At 60.6% G+C, this 21,976-nt stretch carries 20 protein-coding genes; 15 read left to right on the top strand and 5 right to left on the bottom strand.

The window, feature by feature from the left end:
- Positions 1-35: 35 nt before the first annotated feature.
- From Q1B27_RS13200 to Q1B27_RS13225, 6 genes are all read left to right on the top strand, one after another.
- Positions 36-914 carry an RNA polymerase factor sigma-32 gene (locus Q1B27_RS13200; protein ID WP_299848247.1) on the top strand — a complete coding sequence of 293 codons (879 nt, stop codon included), beginning with the start codon at positions 36-38 and terminating at the stop codon, positions 912-914.
- Positions 911-1,681 (top strand): ChaN family lipoprotein, encoded by a 771-nt coding sequence (locus tag Q1B27_RS13205; RefSeq protein WP_299848248.1) that lies wholly within the window; start codon positions 911-913, stop codon positions 1,679-1,681. The genes Q1B27_RS13200 and Q1B27_RS13205 overlap by 4 nt, the downstream gene beginning before the upstream one ends.
- A gap of 83 nt (positions 1,682-1,764) precedes the next feature.
- Positions 1,765-2,958 (top strand): bifunctional phosphopantothenoylcysteine decarboxylase/phosphopantothenate--cysteine ligase CoaBC, encoded by a 1,194-nt coding sequence (gene coaBC, locus Q1B27_RS13210; protein WP_299848249.1) that lies wholly within the window; start codon positions 1,765-1,767, stop codon positions 2,956-2,958.
- Between the two features lie 39 nt (positions 2,959-2,997).
- Entirely contained in the window at positions 2,998-3,459 is a 462-nt protein-coding gene (gene dut / locus Q1B27_RS13215) for a dUTP diphosphatase (protein ID WP_299848250.1), read from the top strand.
- Positions 3,459-4,526: a HesA/MoeB/ThiF family protein gene (locus Q1B27_RS13220; protein WP_299848251.1), complete on the top strand. Its 1,068-nt coding sequence runs from the start codon at positions 3,459-3,461 to the stop codon at positions 4,524-4,526. The genes dut and Q1B27_RS13220 overlap by 1 nt, the downstream gene beginning before the upstream one ends.
- Positions 4,504-6,516 (top strand): M3 family metallopeptidase, encoded by a 2,013-nt coding sequence (locus tag Q1B27_RS13225; protein WP_299848252.1) that lies wholly within the window; start codon positions 4,504-4,506, stop codon positions 6,514-6,516. Before Q1B27_RS13220 ends, Q1B27_RS13225 begins: the two co-directional genes overlap by 23 nt.
- Positions 6,517-6,611: 95 nt before the next feature.
- Here Q1B27_RS13225 and Q1B27_RS13230 read toward each other — a convergent pair whose 3' ends face one another.
- The gene (locus tag Q1B27_RS13230) at positions 6,612-7,862 is read right to left on the bottom strand and encodes an FAD-binding oxidoreductase (protein WP_299848253.1); all 1,251 of its coding nucleotides are present in this window, start codon (positions 7,860-7,862) and stop codon (positions 6,612-6,614) included.
- Positions 7,863-8,029: 167 nt separating this feature from the next.
- Between Q1B27_RS13230 and Q1B27_RS13235 the strand changes: the two genes are divergently transcribed.
- The 7 genes from Q1B27_RS13235 (at position 8,030) to Q1B27_RS13265 (ending at position 15,018) form a co-directional block, all read left to right on the top strand.
- Complete coding sequence (locus Q1B27_RS13235) at positions 8,030-8,446, top strand: Rrf2 family transcriptional regulator (RefSeq protein WP_299848254.1); 417 nt, start codon at positions 8,030-8,032, stop codon at positions 8,444-8,446.
- Positions 8,443-8,703 carry a DUF6522 family protein gene (locus Q1B27_RS13240; protein WP_299848255.1) on the top strand — a complete coding sequence of 87 codons (261 nt, stop codon included), beginning with the start codon at positions 8,443-8,445 and terminating at the stop codon, positions 8,701-8,703. The genes Q1B27_RS13235 and Q1B27_RS13240 overlap by 4 nt, the downstream gene beginning before the upstream one ends.
- Positions 8,693-9,895, top strand: a complete 1,203-nt coding sequence (locus Q1B27_RS13245) for an NnrS family protein (protein WP_299848256.1) — start codon at positions 8,693-8,695, stop codon at positions 9,893-9,895. Before Q1B27_RS13240 ends, Q1B27_RS13245 begins: the two co-directional genes overlap by 11 nt.
- A 150-nt stretch (positions 9,896-10,045) precedes the next feature.
- Complete coding sequence (locus Q1B27_RS13250; protein ID WP_299848257.1) at positions 10,046-10,996, top strand: ABC transporter substrate-binding protein; 951 nt, start codon at positions 10,046-10,048, stop codon at positions 10,994-10,996.
- Positions 10,997-11,012: 16 nt separating this feature from the next.
- A complete protein-coding gene (locus tag Q1B27_RS13255; RefSeq protein ID WP_299848258.1) occupies positions 11,013-12,071 on the top strand; it encodes a glycine betaine/L-proline ABC transporter ATP-binding protein in 1,059 nt (352 codons plus the stop codon).
- Positions 12,068-14,137: a proline/glycine betaine ABC transporter permease gene (locus tag Q1B27_RS13260; RefSeq protein ID WP_299848259.1), complete on the top strand. Its 2,070-nt coding sequence runs from the start codon at positions 12,068-12,070 to the stop codon at positions 14,135-14,137. The genes Q1B27_RS13255 and Q1B27_RS13260 overlap by 4 nt, the downstream gene beginning before the upstream one ends.
- Entirely contained in the window at positions 14,134-15,018 is an 885-nt protein-coding gene (locus Q1B27_RS13265) for a DMT family transporter (protein ID WP_299848260.1), read from the top strand. The genes Q1B27_RS13260 and Q1B27_RS13265 overlap by 4 nt, the downstream gene beginning before the upstream one ends.
- Before the next feature lie 187 nt (positions 15,019-15,205).
- Here Q1B27_RS13265 and Q1B27_RS13270 read toward each other — a convergent pair whose 3' ends face one another.
- The 4 genes from Q1B27_RS13270 to argH all read right to left on the bottom strand — a co-directional run bounded on the left by Q1B27_RS13270 (position 15,206) and on the right by argH (position 20,774).
- Positions 15,206-17,782, bottom strand: a complete 2,577-nt coding sequence (locus Q1B27_RS13270; protein WP_299848261.1) for a TIGR02302 family protein — start codon at positions 17,780-17,782, stop codon at positions 15,206-15,208.
- A gap of 37 nt (positions 17,783-17,819) precedes the next feature.
- A complete protein-coding gene (gene lysA / locus Q1B27_RS13275; protein WP_299848262.1) occupies positions 17,820-19,085 on the bottom strand; it encodes a diaminopimelate decarboxylase in 1,266 nt (421 codons plus the stop codon).
- A gap of 121 nt (positions 19,086-19,206) precedes the next feature.
- Complete coding sequence (locus Q1B27_RS13280; protein ID WP_299848263.1) at positions 19,207-19,386, bottom strand: hypothetical protein; 180 nt, start codon at positions 19,384-19,386, stop codon at positions 19,207-19,209.
- Complete coding sequence (gene argH / locus Q1B27_RS13285) at positions 19,383-20,774, bottom strand: argininosuccinate lyase (RefSeq protein WP_299848264.1); 1,392 nt, start codon at positions 20,772-20,774, stop codon at positions 19,383-19,385. The genes Q1B27_RS13280 and argH overlap by 4 nt, the downstream gene beginning before the upstream one ends.
- 21 nt (positions 20,775-20,795) lie before the next feature.
- On the opposite strand from argH, the gene Q1B27_RS13290 reads away from it, so the two are divergent.
- Together Q1B27_RS13290 and Q1B27_RS13295 are read left to right on the top strand one after the other, a co-directional pair.
- Positions 20,796-21,362, top strand: a complete 567-nt coding sequence (locus tag Q1B27_RS13290; protein ID WP_299848265.1) for a TlpA disulfide reductase family protein — start codon at positions 20,796-20,798, stop codon at positions 21,360-21,362.
- A gap of 129 nt (positions 21,363-21,491) precedes the next feature.
- Positions 21,492-21,956, top strand: coding sequence for a hypothetical protein (locus tag Q1B27_RS13295; protein ID WP_299848266.1), 465 nt, complete (start codon positions 21,492-21,494; stop codon positions 21,954-21,956).
- Positions 21,957-21,976 lie beyond the last annotated feature (20 nt).

A 21,976-nucleotide genomic window follows, 5' to 3' on the forward strand; every position in this document is an offset into this window, starting at 1 on the left:
GGAACAAATTCCATTCTGACAGGTTGGATATGATCATGCCCTTGGACGCCCCTCAACAAAACACCATGTCGCGCACCGCCATGCGGGCCGAGATGCTGGACGCTGAAACCGAGCGTGCGCTTGCCTATGCTTGGCGCGACGAACGGGACGAGGCCGCGCTGCATCGCTTGATCAATGCCTATATGCGGTTGGCAATTTCAATGGCCTCGAAGTTCCGTCGCTACGGTGCGCCGATGAATGATTTGATTCAGGAGGCGGGGCTGGGCCTGATGAAGGCTGCGGACAAGTTTGATCCTGACCGGGGGGTTCGTTTTTCGACTTATGCGGTGTGGTGGATAAAGGCGTCGATCCAGGAATATGTCATGCGCAATTGGTCGATGGTGCGCACCGGCAGCACGTCGAGCCAGAAGTCGCTGTTTTTCAACATGCGCCGGGTTCAGGCCAGAATTGAGCGGGAGGCGATGTCGAAGGGCGAAGAGCTTGACGGCTACCAGCTGCGCGAGATGATCGCCCATGAGGTTGGCGTACCATTGCGCGATGTGGAGATGATGCAGGGCCGGCTGGCTGGTTCGGATTTTTCGCTGAATGCCACGCAATCGTCCGAGGATGAAGGGCGACAATGGCTGGATACCATCGAAGACGAAGGACCGCAGGCCGATGAACTGGTCGAACAGGATCATGACCGCGCGGCGCTTCGGACCTGGTTGACGCAGGCGATGGGCGCGTTGAATGAACGAGAGCGGTTTATCGTCCGCGAACGCAAACTGCGTGAGGTGCCGCGCACGCTGGAAAGTCTGGGCAACGAGTTGAGCCTTAGTAAGGAACGTGTCCGACAGCTAGAGGCGGCGGCGTTTCAGAAGATGCGCAAGCACCTTGAACGTCACGGGTCCGAGGTGCATAACCTGCTGGTATGAAACACCTGCTTTTCGCGGCGCTGGTCCAGCTTTTTCTTTTGTCCTTGCCAGCGTCTTCGCAGGACGTGCTGATTTTGGGCGAAGTCCACGATAATCCCGGTCATCATCAGGTTCAGGCCGAACGTATCAAGGCGTTTGAGCCCAAAGCGATCGTGTTTGAAATGCTGAGCGCAGAGCAAGCCGCGCGCGTCACGCCCGAGCTGCTGAAAGACCAGGTGGCGTTGGCGGATGTTCTGAAATGGTCAGACAGCGGCTGGCCCGATTTCAGCATGTATTACCCGATTTTCACCGCCTCCAACACACAAATATATGGGGCCGCGGTTTCGCGTGAGGTGGCGCGCGCGGCGATGACGTCGGGCATTGCGGGCGCCTTTGGCGACGAAGCTGACCGATATGGCCTGACGACGCCTTTGGTGGACAAGGAACAGGCTGCGCGTGAGGCATTGCAGGACGGCGCGCATTGCGATGCCTTGCCGGATAATATGCTGGCCCCGATGGTAGACATCCAGCGTTTTCGCGATGCGATGCTGGCACGTCGGACCGTCGAGGCGATGGCGGAAACCGGTGGGCCGGTCGCCGTGATTACGGGCAATGGGCACGCGCGCAAGGATTGGGGCATGCCCGCCATACTGGCGCATGTCAGGCCCGGGCTTGAGGTTTTTGTGTTGGGCCAGACCGAGGATGGTGCCCCTTTGCAGGGCGTATTCGACGAGGTTGTATCAAGCCCGGCGCAACAGCGTCCCGACCCGTGCCTGGCCTTCCAGTAAGTGCCGGCTGAGAGGTTTCGCTGCCCTTGTCACTCAGTTTATCCCGCAATACTGTCACGCCAACTTAACAAGGAAGACGGCCCATGCTGGCATCCAAGCGCATCCTTTTAATCATTGGCGGTGGTATCGCGGCGTTCAAATCGCTGGACCTGATCCGACGGTTGCGCGAACGCGGGGCGCAGGTGACACCGGTTCTGACCAAGGCTGGGGCCGAGTTTGTGACGCCTTTGTCGGTGTCGGCGCTGGCAGGACAGAAAGTGTTCCGTGACCTCTTTGACCTGACCGATGAGTCAGAGATGGGCCATATCGAACTGTCCCGCAGTGCCGATCTGATTGTCGTGGCGCCGGCAACCGCCGACCTGATGGCGAAAATGGTGGGTGGCCACGCGGATGATCTGGCCTCGACCCTGTTGTTGGCGACCGACACGCCAGTGCTTATTGCGCCGGCGATGAATGTGCGGATGTGGGAACACCGTGCAACCCGCCGCAATCGCGCCACGCTGGACGCAGACGGCATCATGTCTGTTGGCCCGAATGAGGGCGATATGGCCTGCGGCGATTATGGGCCCGGGCGCATGGCGGAACCGCTGGAAATTGTGGCGGCGATCGAAGCGGCGCTGGTGGACGGCCCGATGAAGGGCAAGCGCGTGCTTGTCACCTCAGGCCCGACGCATGAACCGATTGATCCGGTGCGCTACATCGCCAATCGCTCTTCGGGGGCGCAGGGCACGGCGCTTGCCCGTGCGTTATCCGCCCTGGGGGCGGAGGTGGTGTTTGTTACCGGTCCTGCCGATGTGCCGCCCCCCGAAGGCGTGCAGGTGGTGCGCGTCCAGACCGCACAGCAGATGTTAGAGGCGGTGCAGGCCGCGATGCCCGTTGATGCGGCCATTTTTGCCGCGGCCGTTGCCGATTGGCGCGTGGCCAAGGAAAGCACGAGCAAGATGAAAAAGACCAAGGGCGGATTGCCCAAGCTGGACTTTGCCGAGAACCCGGACATTCTGGCGACTGTTTCGCAGCTTCAAAAGCACCGGCCGCGCCTGGTGGTCGGCTTTGCCGCCGAGACGGATGATGTGGTTGAAAACGCCACGGTCAAGCGCAAGCGCAAGGGGTGCGACTGGATCGTTGCCAATGATGTCAGCGCGGGCACGGGCATCATGGGCGGGATCGAGAACGACATCACCCTGATTTCGGAGGAAGGTGTCGAGGATTGGCCGCGTATGGCCAAAGATCAGGTTGCCGCCCGGCTGGCTGAACGGATCGCCAAGGCGCTGACCTGAGGATATGCGCATATTTCTGAAAAGGTGAAGGGGCAGGGGATGATCACGGTTCAGATCATTTGGGATGCGGGCGCTGACCGTTCCCTGGGCTTGCCCACCTACGAGACCGCGGGTGCGGCGGGTGCCGATCTGCGGGCGAATTTTGCTGAAGGTGCCCGCGACGGTATTGTGATCGACCCCGGCGCACGGGTGTTGGTGCCCACCGGATTGCGCCTGGCCATACCGCAAGGGTTCGAGGTGCAGTTGCGCCCGCGCTCGGGCCTGGCGCTAAAGAATGGCATCACCCTGCCCAACACGCCCGGTACGATCGACAGCGATTACCGGGGGCCTTTGGGTGTGATCGTAATGAATGCAGGCGACGTGTCCTTTCATGTGACCCACGGCATGCGGATCGCCCAGATGATCGTGGCTCCGGTTGTGCAGGCGACATTCGATCTGGTCGAAACGCTGGCGGATACCGCGCGCGGCACAGGTGGTTTCGGCTCCACGGGGCGTGGCTGATGTTGCTGGTACTGGCTCTGGCAGCGGCGCTTTGGGGCATCGGGGTGGCGATGGGCACGCCCAAGGCCCTGCGGTGGAGCATGATTGGCCTGTTGTGGCTGGGCGTCGTGATCCTGCATCTGATCCTGCCGGACGGGCATGCGTTGCGTCAGGCGACGGGTGAAAGTGCCGCCCTGTGGTTGATGCTTGGGGGAGCGGCGTCATTGATACTAGCCTATCGGGCGGGGTTGCAGCGCCTGCGGGCCAAGGTCCAGCCGACACAATCTACGCCCGCACCCTCCACCAGTTTCACCGAGGCTCAGTTGGAGCGGTATGCCCGTCATATCGTGCTGCGCGAAATTGGCGGCCCGGGTCAGAAAGCCCTGCGCGAGGCCAAGGTTCTGGTCATCGGGGCCGGGGGGCTGGGATCACCGGTTCTGCTTTATCTTGCGGCGGCGGGCGTGGGTACAATCGGCGTAATTGACGATGATCTGGTCGAGAATTCAAACCTGCAGCGGCAGGTCATCCACCGCGACGCCGATATCGGCACGCCCAAGGTGCAATCCGCCTTGCGCGCGATGCAGGCGCAAAACCCCACGGTGACCGTGCGCCCGTATCATCGCCGCCTGACGACCGAGATCGCCCGGGAACTTTTTACCGATTATGACGTGATCCTTGATGGTACTGACAATTTCGATACGCGCTACCTGGCCAATGCCGCCGCGGTTGCCACCGGTAAGCCGCTGATTTCCGGTGCCTTGTCGCAGTGGGAGGGGCAGTTGAGCGTCTTTGACCCGGCAACAGGCACACCTTGTTACCAATGCATCTTTCCCGAGGCCCCTGCGCCGGAATTGGCACCATCATGTTCCGAGGCAGGCGTGCTGAGCCCGCTTCCCGGTGTCGTCGGGTCGATGATGGCCGGTGAGGCGATCAAGCTGATCACCGGGGCGGGCACGGCCCTGCGCAGTGAAATGCTGATCTACGATGCGCTTTATGGCGAAAGCCGCAAATTCACCCTTAAACCCCGTGCCGATTGCCCTATCTGTGGCGGCAAAGGAGATACCCATGACAAATCCGCTGCTGGCTGACTGGCAAACCCCGTTCAACATCGCGCCGTTTGATCTGGTCACGGACGCAGATTTTGAACCTGCCTTTGACGCGGCGCTGGCCGACGCGCGGGCGGATATAAACGCGATCGCAGACAATCCCGAGGTGTCTAGTTTTGCCAACACGATCGAGGCGTTGGAGATATCCGGCAAGGCGCTTGATAAGGTCTTGTCAGTCTTCTTTTCGGTCGCGGGGGCGGACAGCAACCCGAAACGGCAGGAGCTGCAACGCGCGTTCAGCCCCAAACTGGCGGCCTACAGTTCAGAAGTTCATGGTAACAAAGCGCTTTTTGCGCGGATCGACACACTATGGCAGGCGCGTGACACGCTGAACCTGTCACCCGAACAGGATCGGCTCTTGTACCTGACACGACGCAGTTTTGTGCGTGCAGGCGCGGCGTTGACCGGCGATCAGGACAAACGGATGCGCGAAATCATGGCGCGGTTGGCCGAATTGGGCACCGCCTTTACGCAGAACCTGCTGGCGGATGAAGCCAATTGGTATATGGAACTTGCCGAAGGCGATTTGGAGGGGCTGCCGGAATTCGTGATCAATGCGGCGCGCGCAGCGGGCCGTGAAAAAGGGCTGGATGGCCCGGTCATCACGCTCTCGCGCTCGCTCATCGTGCCGTTCCTGCAATTTTCCCCTCGTCGCGACCTGCGCGAGATTGCGTTCAACGCCTGGGCCGCGCGCGGGGCCAATGGGGGCGACACGGATAATCGCGCCATAGCGGCCGAGACGTTGCAACTGCGACAGGAGCGTGCGGCGCTTCTGGGATATGACAGTTTTGCCGACTTCAAGCTGGAAACCGAGATGGCCAAAACCCCGGCCGCCGTGCGCAAATTGCTGATGGATGTCTGGGGGCCGGCCCGTGCACGCGCCGTGGCGGATGCCGAGATTCTGACCAACATGATGCAGCAGGATGGCATCAATGGTGATCTGGAACCCTGGGACTGGCGCTACTATGCCGAAAAGCGCCGCAAGGCCGAGCATGATCTGGATGAGGCTGCGCTGAAGCCCTACCTGCAACTGGATCGCATGATCGAGGCTGCCTTTGCCTGTGCCACGCGCCTCTTCGGTCTGGAGTTCAAACCGCTCGACGTGCCGCTCTATCATGCTGACTGCCGCGCATGGGAGGTCACGCGCGAGGGGAAGCATGTCGCTATCTTCATCGGCGATTACTTCGCCCGTGCCTCCAAACGCTCGGGCGCATGGTGTTCTGCGATGCGGGGTCAGGCGAAATTCCCCGAAGCACAGGGGCCGGTCGTGATCAATGTCTGCAATTTTGCCAAGGGCGACCCGGCGCTTCTGAGTTATGATGATGCCCGCACGCTGTTTCACGAGTTTGGTCATGCCTTGCATCAGATGCTGTCGAACGTGACCTATGAGAGTATTTCGGGCACGAACGTGGCACGCGATTTCGTGGAGTTACCCAGCCAGCTTTATGAGCATTGGCTGGAAGTGCCCGCCGTGCTGGCCGAATTTGCCACACATGCCGAGACCGGCGAGGTGATGCCCAAGGACATGTTGGACAAGGTGCTGGGCGCTGCCACTTTCGACATGGGGTTCCAGACGGTCGAATACGTCGCTTCGGCGCTTGTCGATCTGGCCTTCCACGAAGGTGATGCACCATCTGATCCGATGGCAAAACAGGCCGAGGTGCTGGCCGATATCGGCATGCCCCATGCCATCACCATGCGTCACGCAACCCCACAGTTCGCGCATGTGTTTTCTGGCGATGGCTACAGCTCGGGCTACTACAGCTACATGTGGTCCGAGGTGATGGATGCCGATGCCTTTGCTGCCTTTGAGGAAGTTGGCGATGCGTTCGACGCTGAAAAAGCGTCGGCCTTGGAGGAAAACATCCTGTCAACTGGTGGGTCACGTGACGCCGAAGAGCTTTATCTGGCTTTCCGCGGACGTCTGCCGGGGGTCGATGCGCTATTGAAGGGCCGGGGATTGACGGCGTAGCGCCATAAAAATGCGTGTTTAAGCCTTTGGCTGGTGCGATCTTGGCGCGCTTCTGGCGGTTTCATCCGCTTAGGTGGCCAAGGTGCGCCGTCTTGCTACCGCCGCCCGAACCGGTTGGCATCATAAGGTGTCAGGTCAAGATTTGTACGGCGGCCCTCAATCAGGTCTGCCACCAGACGTCCGGTCTTGGGCCCCGCCGTCAACCCGATATGCTGATGCCCAAAAGCGGCATGTACACCGGTCTGGGCGATTTCTCCGATTAGGGGCAGGCTGTCCGGTGTTGAGGGGCGAAAACCCAGCCATTCCTCGGCGCTGTCATAGGTCAGATCGGGGAAGGTATGTGCGATGTAATGTCGGATCAGGTCAAGCGCCTTGCGCGACGGACCTTTTTCAATGCTGCCCAGTTCGACCGTACCGGCACAACGCAGGCCGTCGTTCATCGGGGTGACCCCGAATTTTCCGGTTGTGACCATCATCGGATTTCGGGGCATCTGCGACGGATTCTGGAGATGCAAATGATGCCCGCGCTCAGCCTCAAGCGGCACATTCAATCCCAGCTTCCGCATCAGGGGTTTTGACCAGATGCCCGCCGCCAACACTGCCTGATCGCAGGTCAGGCTGCCTTGATCGGTTTCAATGCTGGTGATGCGGCCATCGGTCAGGGTCAGGTCCGTGACCTCGGCCTGTCGGAGCGTGCCGCCCTCTTCGATCAAAACCTGCGCCAGCGCTTTTAGATATCCGCCGGGATTCAGGACATGACCATGATCCTTGGTTACGGCAAGACATTGGATACGGCGACCAAGGATCGGTTCAGCCTCTTGCACCGCCGGCCCTTCGATCAGTTCGGGTGCCATGCCCGCGTCGCTGCGGTATTTCCAGCCATAGCTGTCGGCATCGAAAGCGGCGCGAGTTTCATAGGCATAGCTGAAATCGCTGAGCGCCACGAATTCCGCGGCGCTGGTGCCACGGGTCAGGGCCTGATGTTGCGCCACACTGTCGGTCAGGATGGGGATCAACCCTTCGATCATGCGGCGGGCACCATCCTCGTTGGCATGGGATAGGAACCTGATCAGCCAGGGCAGCATCTTCGGCAGGTAGCTCCATTGCATGAAAAGCGGCGATTTCGGGTTGGCCAGATACTTGAGCCCGGTTTTCATCAGCCCGGGTGTGTTGACCGGAATGATCGCCCATTGCGCCAACAGGCCGGCATTCCCGAAAGACGCGCCTGCGCCGGGCCCGTCCTTGTCCAGCAGCGTCACATCATGGCCCGCGCGCCGCAACCAGATTGCAGTTGACACACCGTTGATCCCGGCACCGATGACGATGATTTTCTGTGGTTCAGACATGGGGCATGCCTTTGCAAGGTGGCCGGTTTGGCGCCACCTAACCGCAGGCAGATTGCAGGCGCAAGAGGGGTAAGTTGCGCGGCTAAGGGTCGCGGGCTGACTTTTTTCATATACGCCTAGAAATTAGTATTTAAGATACCAAATCAAATAATGATGGATGGATTGCGATGCGCCTTACCTCTTTCACGGATATCGGATTTCGCGCGTTGATGCGGCTGGCCAGCGCGCCGGAGCGGGCCTTTTCCACCGCCGAGATTGCCGACGAGTTCAAATTGTCACGTCACCATCTGGCGAAATCAATCGCCGTTTTGGCCAATGCGGGGATGGTCGAAAGCCGCAGAGGTGGAGGCGGCGGCGTTCAACTGGGCCGTCCCGCGGATCAGATTAGACTGGGCGACATCGTGCGAATTCTGGAAGAGGGTCAACCGCTGGTGGAGTGTTTCAGTTCGGGCGATGGTTGCACGATCACGCCGGTCTGCTGCCTGAAACACTATCTGGGTGACGCCGAACAGGCCTTTCTGGCGGCACTGGATCAGCACACGCTGGCCGATTGCACGCTGACCCCGTTGGAGGCTGCGCGATGAAGCTGGAAGTCGCTGGTGATCGTGTCATAATTGACGCTTTTGATCTGGCGCCACTGATAGGTTGCGAACCCTCCGAAGTGCCTGGCCTGATGCGGGCAGGAAAGATCACCAGTGTCTCTGAGAAGGGTGAAGGTGAGGATGCCGGGCGGTTCCGGGTCACGTTCCGTTTCCAGACAACGCGGGTGCGGTTTACCTGCGCCCAGGATGGCACAGTCCTGTCGCAGATCAGAACAAAGGGTGCCGAAGATGGCCAGTAGTTCGGCCCAGCAGATGCGCGACTGGACCGGTCCCGCCGTTTTGTCCTTCGGGTTTCGGCCCTTCTTTTTCCTTGGGTCACTTTGGGCTGCGCTGGCGATGGTCCTGTGGGTTGGGATGCTGGCGGGCGGCATAAGCTTGCCGATGGCATTCGATCCGGTGGATTGGCACGCGCATGCTTTCATCATCGGTTATCTGGGCGCCATCGTGTCGGGCTTTTTACTGACAGCGGTGCCCAACTGGACCGGACGGCTGCCGGTCGTGGGTTGGCGGCTGGGGTTACTGGCTGCGCTTTGGATCATCGGGCGCGGCGCGATGATGACCTCGGTCCATCTGCCGCCGGTAGTGGTCGCACTATTGGATATGTCCTTTCTGATTGCGCTGGCCGCGATGCTGACGCGTGAGATCGTGGCGGGTAAGAACTGGCGCAACCTTATCGTGTTGGTGATGCTGTTGGCGCTGATAACGGGCGGCTTGCTTTTTCACTGGCAGGCCGCACAGGGAGAGGTCGCCGCGCGCGCCGCCGGATTCCGGGTGATGCTGGGCGCGGCGGTCATGATGATCAGCGTCATTGGCGGGCGGATCATCCCGTCCTTCACCCGCAATTGGCTGGCCGGGCAGGGCAGTACTGCGCGTCCGGTGCCGCCGATGGCGCGGTTCGACAAGGCAACGCTTGTCCTGACGCTGCTGGCGATTTTGCTTTGGGTTTTTGCACCCCGGACCGATCCGACTGGCATTGCGTTGATTCTGGCCGGGTTGGTGCAGGCCCTACGGCTTTCGCGCTGGTGCGGTCACCATTGCCTGTCCGAGCCGCTGGTTTGGGTGCTGCACGCAGGATATGTCTTTATCCCAGTGGGCGCATTGGCATTGGGCGTCGGGATTCTGGGGCATGGCACGTTTGATCCGGCGGCGGGGCAGCACCTGTGGATGGCCGGCGCCATCGGGCTGATGACACTGGCGGTAATGACAAGGGCGACTTTGGGCCATACCGGTCGTGATCTGACCGCCGGGAGCGCGACGACCATGATCTATCTGGCGCTTATCGCTGCGGTTCTTGTGCGGCTTCTGGCGGGCTTCATGCCATCTTCGGCCGATGTGCTTTATGCGCTTTCTGGCGGGTCTTGGTGCCTTGCTTTTATAGGCTTTGCCGTGATCTATGGACCACTTTTGCTGCGCCCTCGACCCACACGTTAGCAACCTATTCTTGTGAGACCCTATTTTGCTTTCGCATGGCCTGTGCAAGACTGGCAGGTGGGGGCGCTATTCACAATCAAATCAGTTGCGCTTGGCCTGCGAAGGTTATATTGACTCACCAGTCAATAAAAACATCAGGGAGATATAATGATGAAAACAACGACTTTAGGCGTGGCCTTTGCTTGTGTAGCGGGTGTCGCCGGTGCCGCTGAAATGGGTGCCGTGGATGAGCCGATCAAGCTGGCGGTCAATGAATGGACCGGTCAGCATGTCAGCACTCATATCGCCGGTGAGATGCTGAAAGCGGCGGGCTATAACGTGGAATATGTGACCGCCGGTTACATGAACATGTATCAGGCGATGGCTGATGGCGAAATCCACGGTGCGATGGAAATCTGGTCGTCGAACGTATCAGACGAATATGCCAAGCAGGTCGAGGCCGGTGGCGTGACCGAGCTGGGCGATCTGGGGCTGGATGCCAAGGAAGGCATCGCCTATCCCGCCCATGTGGCCGAGATATGCCCAGGCCTGCCCGCCTGGGAAGCGCTGAAGGAATGCGCACAGAATTTCGCCACCGCTGAAACCCTGCCTGCGGGCCGTCTGGTGGATTATCCCGCCGATTGGGGCACGCCGGGGGCCGACCGGATGACGGGGCTGGACCTGCCGTTCAAGGCCGTACCAGCGGGATCCGAGGGCGCGCTGATCGCGGAGTTGCGCGCGTCGACGGACAAGAAATCACCACTGCTCATTACCTTCTGGCAGCCGCATTGGGCGATGTCGGCCTATGATGTGCAATTCGTTGATCTGCCGGTGGGCGAAGCCGCCTGTTTCGAAGATCCGGCCTGGGGTCCAAATCCCAACGCAGTCAATGATTGCGATTTCGCCCCGTCGCGGATTTTCAAAGCGTCCTGGTCCGGTATGGCCGACAAATGGCCCGCCGCTGCTGAAATACTGACCAACTACCAGCTTTCAGTCGAAGATCAGCAGCCATTGATGGGTCAGATCGACGTTGACGGACAATCGGTGGAAGAGGCCGTCGCCGCCTGGATGGCCGCGAACGAAGCGACCTGGAAACCCGTCGTCGACGCGGCCACCAACTAAGCAACGGGCGCCAGAAATGACCGACCAGACAGGCTCGACCGAGCCCGCCATCAGCTGCCGGAATGTCTGGCAGGTCTTTGGCCCCAATGCGAAACAAAAACTGGCCGATGTGTTGGCCAGCACGGGCGGCGACAGTGATGCCGCCGCCCATGCCTTGCGCGATCAGGGGCTGATCCCCGCCGTGCAGGATGCGACATTCGATGTCCACCCTGGCGAACTTTTCGTGATCATGGGGCTGTCCGGGTCAGGCAAATCCACCATCGTGCGCTGTATTTCGCAGCTGTTGCAGGCCACAGGTGGCGAGATCCTGATTGAGGGGGAAAACCTGGTCGATGCCTCGAAGGCGCGGCTGATCGAACTCAGACGCCGCAAGCTAGGCATGGTGTTCCAGCATTTCGGCCTGTTCCCGCACATGACTGTGACCGAAAACGTGGCATTTCCGCTGAAAATGCAGGGACAGGGCAAGACCGAGCGCATCAAGCGGGCGCTGGAGGTGATCGAACTTGTCGGTCTCAAAGGTCGCGAAAACAGTTTCCCGCGTGAGATGTCCGGCGGGCAGAGACAGCGGGTCGGGATCGCGCGGTCGCTGGCCGTGAACCCTGATATCTGGTTCCTGGACGAGCCGTTTTCGGCGCTTGATCCACTCATTCGTCGTCAGTTGCAGGACGAGTTCATCAACATTCAGGCGACCCTGCGGAAATCCATTGTCTTCATCACCCATGACATTGCCGAGGCGCTGAAGATCGCCGACCGGATCGCGATCATGCGTGATGGCAAGATCGTTCAGATCGGCACGCCCACCGAAATCGTGTTGAAGCCGGTGGATGATTACGTACGCGAGTTTTCTAAAGATGTGGTCAAGGGTCGCCATGCCAAGGTGGCGTCGGTGATGAAATCGGCCGAGGGCGAAACGCCAAGTGGTCCGGGCCTCAGGCAGGACATGACGCTTGAGGCCGCGCTTGCAGCCTGCATCTCACATTATGATCCGGTGCCGGTCCTGTGCAGCGATGGCAAGATGGTGGGCGTTGTCGATCCCGCCGATCTGGCGGCGGCACTGCAGGCGGAAGAGACATGATGGCCGACAGCGATCTGGCCGCTAATCGTGGCGGGATCGCGCTCAGCACCGGTGTGCTTGCGGCGCTGATCACCTTGTTGACCGGGGCGATCTGCATCGCGCTGACGCCGGTGGCGCCCTGGTTGGTCAAATTCCCCGATGCCTGGTCATTGCCTGCGGCCGAGTGGATCGGTATCTCGCTCACCTGGTTTCTAGAGTTGATCAAACCGGCAATGCGGTTGGCCTCCGCTGTGCTGGCCTATCCGATGGATTGGGCCAATATGTTGTTTACCGGGATGCCCTGGCCTTTGCTTATCGGGTTGGTCACAGCGCTGGGCTGGTATATCGGCGGACTGCCGATGGCGGCTTTGGGCCTTGTCGGGTTGGGGTTTGTGCTGGCGACGGGATATTGGCTGGAAGGCATGGCCACGTTGGCCCTGGTGGCGGTGTCCGTCCCATTGGCGTTGGTCATGGGCGGGGCTATCGGCATTCTGGCCAATGAATTCCCGCGCTTCAAGAACGCAATCCAGACCGTTCTGGACGTGATGCAGACGGTGCCGACCTTTGCCTATCTGACGCCGCTTCTCTTCCTCTTTGGCTTCGGCCCGGTGGTGGGTCTGATCGCCAGTGCGATCTATGCTGCCCCGCCCATGGCACGCAACCTGATCCTCGGGCTGGAACGGGTGGAAAGCGATATTAAAGAGGCCGCCGTGATGTCGGGCGGCACCAGGTTACAACAGCTGTTTCTGATCGAAATCCCCTCGGCCAAGACGCAGATCATGGTCGGTGTGAACCAATGCCTGATGGCGGCGCTGAGCATGGTCATCATCGCAGCCGTGATCGGGGGGTTCAAGGATATCGGATGGGAAGTGCTGCTGACCATGCGAAAGGCCTATTTCGGCCCCAGCCTTATGGCGGGCATGGTGATCGTGATCTTCGCGATGATCATCGACCGGTATAGCAGCAAACTTGCGTCTGACCGGATACGCCACAGCCTGCGCGTGGCGGTGGCCATCGCAATGATGGGCGTGATCGTGGCCGTAGCCTCGTGGCGGTCGCTGCCGGATCCGTCGGGGATCACGCTTCTGGAACCGGTCTCGGACTGGCTGGATGCGGGCTTGACAGGTTTCCTGCGGGAAAACGGGGCCGGGCTGGACGGGCTCAAGAACGGGGCGATGTTTTACGGCCTCCTACCGCTGAAAATCGGTCTGGATGGCGCCGTGCTTCCCTTCACCTGGGGTTTTACCTGGACAAGCGGCATGAGCATCGCACTGTTTGCCGTTGCTGCCGCTGCGGGCCTTGTTCTGGCCCTACGCGGGCGCGCCACATTGGGCATCGTTCTGGTCATTTTGGTGGGCATCATCGAGACCGGCCTCGCAGAGTTGCCATGGCCCTTCGTGCTGGTCGGCGCGGGCGCTATCGGCTGGGTATCGGGCGGTCGCAAGCTGGCCATCTTTGCTTTGGTGATGCTGGCGCTGGTGCTGTTCAGTGGCTTGTGGGAACGCGCGTTGCTGTCGCTTTACATGTCCGGGGCTGCGGTCTTTACCTGCGCGGTCGTGGGCGGCGCCATTGGCCTGCTCTGTGCGGTCAGTCCGCTGGCCTGGCGTTTCGTGCTGCCGATCTGCGATATGCTGCAAACCATCCCGCTTTTTGTCTTTCTGATCCCGGTTCTGATGTTCTTTCAGATCGGTGAATTTTCGGCCTATTTGGCGATTTGCCTCTATGCCATTGTGCCAATGATCCGATACACGCGCCACGGGTTGATCAACACGCCCGAGGAACTGATTGAGGCGGCGATCTCCTCTGGCGCGACCGAGTGGCAGACGATGGTCGAGATACGCGCGCCCTATGCTGCACCCACGATCCTGCTGGGCCTTAACCAGACCATCCTCTACGCCTTTGCCATGCTGGTGATTGCGGCGCTGATCGGTACGACTGGTCTGGGCCAGTCGATCTATGGCGCGCTGGCGCAGGCCGATGTGGGGCTTGGCATTGCGTCGGGCGCGGCGATGGCAATCCTTGCCCTTGTCGCCGACCGTCTGGTGCAGGGTTTCGCCGAGGAGCGCAGGCAGGCGTTGGGGCTATGACAACCCTGGCTGAAAAGCCAATGACGCCCGTTATCCTTGCCTTTTTGGCCGCCGCCTTATGGGGAATCTGGTGGATCCCGATCCGGTATCTGGAAACGCTGGGTATGGATGGCGCCTGGGGCAGCGTGGCGATGAATGTGGGTGCGACCATCTTTGCAGTGCTCTGGATTGCTGTGATGCGTGTGCCGTTCCGCTTGGGCGTTAGCGGTATTCTTGGCGCAGCGCTGGTGGGGGTGGCGGTCTCGACCTATTCGGTCGCCATCACGATGTCTGATGTGGTGCGGGTCATCCTGTTGTTCTACCTCGCGCCCGGTTGGGGCAAGATCATCGAATGGGCCTTTATGGGGCGCGGCTGGCACTGGACCTCGACGCTGACCATTGCGGCTTCGCTCTTGGGCGCGTGGCTGGTGCTGGGGGGTGACCTGACGCTTGCGGGTTTTGGTGCCGGGGACCTGCTGGCGGTGCTGTCAGGCATGGCCTGGGCAGGGGGTGCGGCGCTGATTTTTACAGGGTCTCGCGTAAGCCCTTCGGCACTGACGCTGGTCACCTGCCTAAGTGCCACATTGATCGGCCTGGGATTTATCCTGCTGGGGCAAGGCACGGTATTTTCCGGCAGTGCAAGCGTGTTGGGCAGCGGGATGGGGGCCTTGTCGGGTGTGGTCTATGTCTTGCCGATCATGGTGCTGACACTCTGGAGCGCACAACGTCTGCCTCCAGCCACGATTTCGTTTCTGTTGACGGCGGAAATTCTGTCAGGCGTGTTATCGGGTGTCTTGTTTCTGGACGAACCTTTTGGCGCAATGCAAGCGGGCGGCGCAGCCCTGATCCTGTTTGCCGCGACGGCGGAAGTTTTTAAAGGGTTGGGGGCAAAAGCGGGTTAGGCACAGCAGCGCTACCTTTCTGCATGGTCAACTCAGCGGCTTCGAAAGAGCACAGGTGAAAAGTGATTGATAGAACTTCCAACAGAAATCAGCGCCCCGCCTTTCCTGCGCCGCATGGCGTCGCATCAGTCCTTGGTTTCGGGCAACAAAGCTATGGTTGCCAGGGGCTGAAAAGACGACAATTGACCTAGAACCGGTCCAGCAACCGTTTGAGGTAGTCAAGCTCTATATCCGGGCGCTCACCATCGCCCGAGCGGCGGCGGATTTCGTCCAGAAGCTCGCGGGCACGGCGATAAACATCTTCGCCCTGCAAAAGGTTGTCCGCAGTATTTCCGTTGCCGCCCTGGCCCGGTTCACGGCCCAGAGGATCTGATCCCTGCTGGCCCAGTTGGCTGAACGCCTCACCCTGGCCCGGCTGGCTTTGCTGTTCTGCCAGCGCTTCGCCCATGTTGCGCATACCATCGCGCAGGGCTTCCATCGCCTCGGATTGGCGGTCAATCGCCTCGGCCAGATCCTGACCGCGCAGGGCGTTTTCGGCGCCGCGCATGGCGTCATCAGCACGTTCCAGTGACTCGCGCGCCGCTTCACCAGCCTCCCCGCCCATGCCGGGCAGGTTACCGCGCTGGCGCTCCAATTCGCGGCGCAATGCCTCTTGCCGCTCAGCCAATGATCCCGGATGGCCCTCACCGGGTGCGCCGTTCTGGCCCTGCTGGGTACCCATCCCTTCGCCCTGACCGTTCTGGCCCTCGTGGCTCTGGCCCTGGCCCTGACCGCCATTGCGGCCCTCATTGCCTTCCGATTCCCCAGCTTGCGCGCCGGGGTTGAACTGTTCCTGCAAGTCGCGGAAAGCCTGGTCCGATAGACCTTGCTGCTGCCGCAGCGTATCTGCGAGCCCCTCCATCGCCTCCTGACCGGGGGATGAGCCGCTGCCCCCCTCGGTTACCTGCATGTTTTCCATCATCTCCTGGAATTCTTCCAGTGCCTGCTGTGCCTCGGCAAAGCGACCCTGTTCCATCAATTCCTGGATGCGGTCCATCATGTCCTGAAGGTCCTGCTGGGACATTTCCATCATGTCCTGCGGGGTCTGACCGCGCTGATCGGTGTTATTCTCACGCTGCGCCTGCTGGGACTTCTGCCGCAGATAATCCTGCGTCGCATCACGCATTTCCTGCATCAGACGGGCGATTTCCTCGTCCGTGGCGCCGTTTTTCATCGCTTCGTTCAGACGTTCCTGCGCCGCGCGCATCCGCTCCAGCGCGTCGTCGATATCGCCATCTTCCAGCAATACCGCAAGATCCCAAAGCGCTAGTGCGATCCCGTCGCGGGCCTCATCCGTCAGGCTGGCATTCCCGACCATTTTGTCAAGATCGCGCAGGATCACCCGCATTTTCAGATACGAGCTTTCCTTGCGGAAAAGGCCGGGTTCGGGCGCATAAGAGATTGCCTTGAGGATTTGCACAACACGTGGGCCATTGCCCTTGGACCAAAGAATGTCGCGCCGCTGTTCGATCAGCGCTGCCGCCAGCGGGTCAAAGAAACGCCGCGCGGGCAGATCAAGCTGAATGATCTCGCTTTGGCCGGTCTGATCCTTGGCATCGACTACCTCCATCTGCATGGTCACCGGCAGGTGCGCCCAAGGATGGTCCGACAGGTTTTCAATCAGGGTTTCCGAGAATATCGCCCGGTCTCCGGCGATGGGCATCGGCAGGTCCAGCACGATGGGGTCGCGCTGTTCCGGGTCGATGCGCAACCCGTAGTCGCGCGCCACCTGCGTCAGATCAAGGGTGAAACGCGCCGTGCCGCTTACCACGCCATGATCGTCGATCGCGCGGAAAGGCTGGTTCATCTGCCCATCGAAATTGGTGCGGGCGCCTTCCGGCATCAATTCGATCCGGGGCGGCACGTCGCGCACCGCTGAAACCTTCCAGCTGCGCCCGCCGGGGCCGTCAATGGCCAGTTCGCCATCCTGCAGGATCTCGAAACTCTGACTGGGATCTGTAGCGGCACCCAGGCCGTCCGTGCGCTGCGACACGGTTTCCGATACGGTCAGCGCGCCCACCTCGCCATATAGCCGGATGGTGATACGGCTGCCTTCGGGGGCAGTGATGCGGGTGTCAATGTCATTCAGATAAAGGCTGGGCAGGCCAGTATAGGTAGGCGGTTCAACCCACCCCTCCCATGCGGGCCCCGAGGCCAGCGCGGCACTGGTGCCGGGGCCCAGTTGCCCCACGCTGCCCACGCGCCAGATCGACCCGAATAGCAGGGCCACCACCAGCCCCAAAAGGGCCACATAGCGCAGCCCGAACGGGTCACGGCGCGACAATTTCAGGTCTGGCTCGACCGCTTTGGCCTGCGCGGCCCGGTCGGCCATACGTTTCTGGTGCGCCTGCCACAATGCCTCGGATGCGGGATCGCCGCTGCCGATGGCCTGTTCGTCTGCCAGTGCGGCCAGCGGGTGACCGGGCAGGGCGGCATCAATCCGCGCCACCGCCTCGGCCCGGCGAGGCCAGCGGAACCGGCGGATGCCGTGCACTGCCGCTGTAATCAGCGCCAGAACTGCCAGAACCATCACGCTCCAGAGGATTTCAAAGGAAAAGACCTCGTGCAGGCCCATCATCAGCGCGGCCGCTAGCGTTGCGACCAGCGTCCAGAGTGGCCAGAACGCACGCACAACGCGTTCGGCAATCAGCCCCGCCCAGGTCAGGGTCAGGGGCTTGCGCAGCCGGTGTAAAACCGGTGTCAGGGGGCTATTCTGGCGTGCCATCTACCGTACCATATGGGGGTGCGACACAAGCATTGCATCACAACCATTCAGGAATGGTATCGCGATTTATCATTTCGTCAAAGCTTGGACGTGCCCGAATGACGGCGAATTGATGCCCATGCACCAGAATTTCGGGGATCAGGGGCCGGGTATTATATTCGCTCGACATCACCGCGCCATAAGCCCCGGCACTGCGAAACGCGACCAGATCGCCTGTTTTTACAGGTGGCATCATGCGTCCCTTGGCAAAGGTATCGCCGCTCTCGCAGACAGGACCGACGATGTCATAGGGCGTTTGTTCCACACCCGCATCAGGCTCAGTCACCGGAATAATATCGTGATAGGCCTCGTACATTGCCGGGCGGATCAGGTCGTTCATCGCGCCATCAAGGATCAGAAATTCGCGGTCTTCACCGGATTTCACGTAGATCACGCGGGATACCATCAAACCGGCATTGCCCGCCACCAGACGGCCCGGTTCGATCTCGATTTCGCACCCCAGATGGCCCAGCGTGTCCTTGATCAGTGCGCCGTATTCGGTGGGTAGCGGCGGGGCCTCGTTCGAGCGGGTATAGGGAATGCCCAGGCCCCCGCCCAGATCAAGGCGCTGGATGTCGTGGCCATCCGCACGCAATTGCTCGGCCAATTCACCGACCTTCTCATAGGCCAGACGGAACGGCGCCAGCTCGGTCAGCTGACTGCCGATATGGACGTCGATGCCGATCACCTTCAGCCCCGGCAGGCTGGCGGCCAGGGCATAGACCTCGCGGGCGCGGCTGATCGGGATGCCGAACTTGTTTTCGGACTTGCCGGTGGCGATCTTGGCATGGGTCTTGGCGTCAACGTCGGGGTTCACGCGCACGGTAATGGGGGCAACGGTGCCCAGTTCCAGCGCCACTGCGTTCAGGACCGCCATTTCCGGCTCGCTTTCGACATTGAACTGGCGGATGCCCCCGCTTAGCGCCCGGCGCATTTCGTCACGGGTCTTGCCGACACCGGAAAAGACGATCCTGTCACCGGGCACGCCTGCCGCAACCGCACGGGCATATTCCCCGCCCGAGACCACATCCATGCCCGCCCCAAGACCTGCAAGCGTTTTCAGAATGGCCTGATTGCTGGCAGCTTTCATCGCGTAGCAGACCAGATGCGGCATGCCTTCCAACGCCTCGTCAAACAGGCGGAAATGGCGAGCCAGCGTGGCGGTGGAATAGACGTAGAAGGGCGTGCCGACCTGCGCTGCGATCTCGGCCACAGGGACATCTTCGGCAAAAAGCGCGCCATCGCGGTAAAGAAAATGATCCATGACTGGCGCCCCCCGGAAATATCTGCGCCCGCGTCATATCAGAGCTTGCAGTTATTGCAATCGCACTCTGTTAGTGGCAAGGCCCTGTTTCTTCTTGGCAAAAATACTCGAATTCCCGGCGTCAGAGGCCCAGGCCAACCCCGACATTCCAGTTGCCCCGTCCGGCAGAGGCATGCGTTCTGACGTGGGTGCCGCTGCTGCCCACACCGACAGTTGTCGACAGCGATGGGCGAATGGGTTCGCCGTCCGCGCCACAGGCCGTCAACGCGCCAAACGTCATCAGAAAGACTACTACTCTCATACCAACACCTCTTTCCAGCGGTTCACCTGTGCCCGCACCTGCGCCGGGGCCGTCCCGCCATAGCTTACCCGGGATGCCACCGAATTATGCACGCCCAGTACGTCGAATATATCAGCGGTGATCGCCGAATGCACGGATTGCATCTGTTCCAGCGTCAACTGTGGCAAATCCACATCCTGCTGTTCCGCCAGTGCAACAAGGCTTCCGGTCACATGATGCGCGTCGCGAAACGGCATGTCCAGCACCCGAACAAGCCAGTCGGCCAGATCGGTCGCGGTGGAAAATCCGCTGCCCGCTGCCGCCTCAAGGTTGTCGCGGTTGGCAGTCATGTCGCGCACCATGCCTTCCATCGCGGCCAGCGCCAGCATCAGGTTGTCGGCAGCATCAAAGACCTGTTCCTTGTCTTCCTGCATGTCCTTGGAATAGGCCAGTGGCAGCCCCTTCATCACCGTCATCAGCGCCACGTTGGCCCCGAAAATCCGCCCGATCTTGGCACGGATCAGTTCCGCCGCGTCGGGGTTCTTCTTCTGCGGCATGATCGACGAGCCGGTCGAGAACCGATCGCTGAGCGACACGAACCGGAACTGCGCCGAGGACCAGATCACCAGCTCTTCGGCTATGCGCGAAAGATGCATCGCGCAGATGCTGGCCGCCGCCAGGAATTCCAGCGCGAAATCGCGGTCGCTGACCGCATCCAGCGAATTGGCCGCAGGCCGGTCAAAGCCCAGGTCGCGCGCCGTCATCTCGCGGTCAATCGGAAAGGACGTGCCGGCCAGCGCCGCCGCCCCCAGGGGGCATTCGTTCATCCGCGTGCGGGCATCGCGGATACGGCTCAGGTCACGGCCGAACATTTCGACATAGGCCATCATGTGATGACCCCAGGTGACGGGCTGGGCAGTTTGCAGATGGGTAAAACCGGGCATCACCCAATCGGCCCCGGCCTCGGCCTGCGTCAGCAGCGCCCGCATCAGTGCCTGCAATGCGCTGTCCACTGCATCCAGTTGATCGCGTACCCACAGCTTGAAATCCGTCGCCACCTGATCGTTGCGCGACCGGCCCGTATGCAGCCGCCCCGCCGGTTCGCCGATCAGATCCTTCAGGCGCGCTTCGACATTCATGTGAATATCTTCCAGCGCGGTCGAAAACTGAAACGTTCCGCCCTCGATCTCTGACAAGACCGTGAGCAGCCCTTCCCTCATCGCATCCGCATCACTATCACTTACGATACCCGTGGCCGCCAACATCGCGGCATGGGCCCTTGAGCCGGCGATATCCTGTGCCGCCATCCGCTGATCGAACCCGATCGAGGCGTTGATCGCCTCCATGATCGCGTCCGGCCCGGCGGCAAAGCGGCCGCCCCACATCTGGTTCGAGGTCTTGTTGGTCATGTCCTGCCCTTCGGAGGGAAAATGAAAATTCTGGCGTCGCTCGTCCTTTATATGGCCCTCGCGCTTGGTGCAAATGGCGCCTTGGCCGATATGTCCGAAATCATCGCGCTGCGCGACGGTGACATGAAAAAGCTGAACCTGCATTCCGAACCGCGCCAGGTCAGTGATAAGAGCTTCGAACATGAAGATGGCCGCGAGGTGACGCTGGCGGATTTCAAGGGCAAGCTGGTGCTTTTGAACTTCTGGGCCACCTGGTGCGGGCCTTGCCGCGAAGAAATGCCGATGCTGGCGCAGTTGCAGACAGAACTGGGCGGCGATCAGTTCGAGGTGCTGACCTTGGCCAGTGGCCACAATCCACCCCCGGCGATGAAGAAGTTCTTTGAAAAGATCGAAGTCGATAACCTGCCGCTGCACCGCGACCCGCTACAGGCAGTGGCGCGTGACATGGCTGTTTTCGGCCTGCCCAATTCGGTCATCCTGAATGCAGAGGGCCAGGAAATCGCCCGTCTCCAGGGTGAGGCTGACTGGAGCTCTGACAGCGCGCTGGCCATCCTGCGAGCGCTGATCGAATTGCCCGAGGGAAGTTGAGACAGGTGCAATCTGGCGCAAAAAATGGCCGAGCGCTGCCCGGCGTCGCTCGGCGCGTTGGCTCCGGAAGGCTCAGTAAGCCAGGAACGCAGGTCAGATATTTTTTCTGAACAGCCTATGTAGCGCCGCATGTACAAACTCAAGCCAGGTATCAAGCAAGACCCGGAGCGACGCTGGGCGTTACCCGATCGCGTGTTTTTTGGACACGGGGCATGCCACATACTCGCGGGGGTCTACCTGAAAGACCCGCCGCAGCAGGAATTTTACGCCGAACGCTTAATTCCCAAGGGTGAATTTCCGGGCAACCATATTTTTGTCACCAACGGCATTCTCGCTTTCGACTACCACGGCTATTCATCCCGTGTCGCGTTGCTCACTCACCATGTGAAATCATGGCGCAGGCAGTGCGGCGACAAATGGGAGTATTCACTGGAACGGGTGAATTTCGACTTGCTCGACCAGATCGAGTTGAACAGACGAAAAATGTTGGGGCCTGAACAATATTTCAAAGATCCCGTGCCTCGCGCCCGGGCTTTCATTCGGAAGGTTGATCACGAAAAATCAGCTACGACAGTATTGCGGGACTTCTGTTGAACCATGACTGTTTCAGGCCC

Source organism: uncultured Roseovarius sp., assembly GCF_947489715.1.
Taxonomy (GTDB): Bacteria; Pseudomonadota; Alphaproteobacteria; order Rhodobacterales; family Rhodobacteraceae; genus Roseovarius.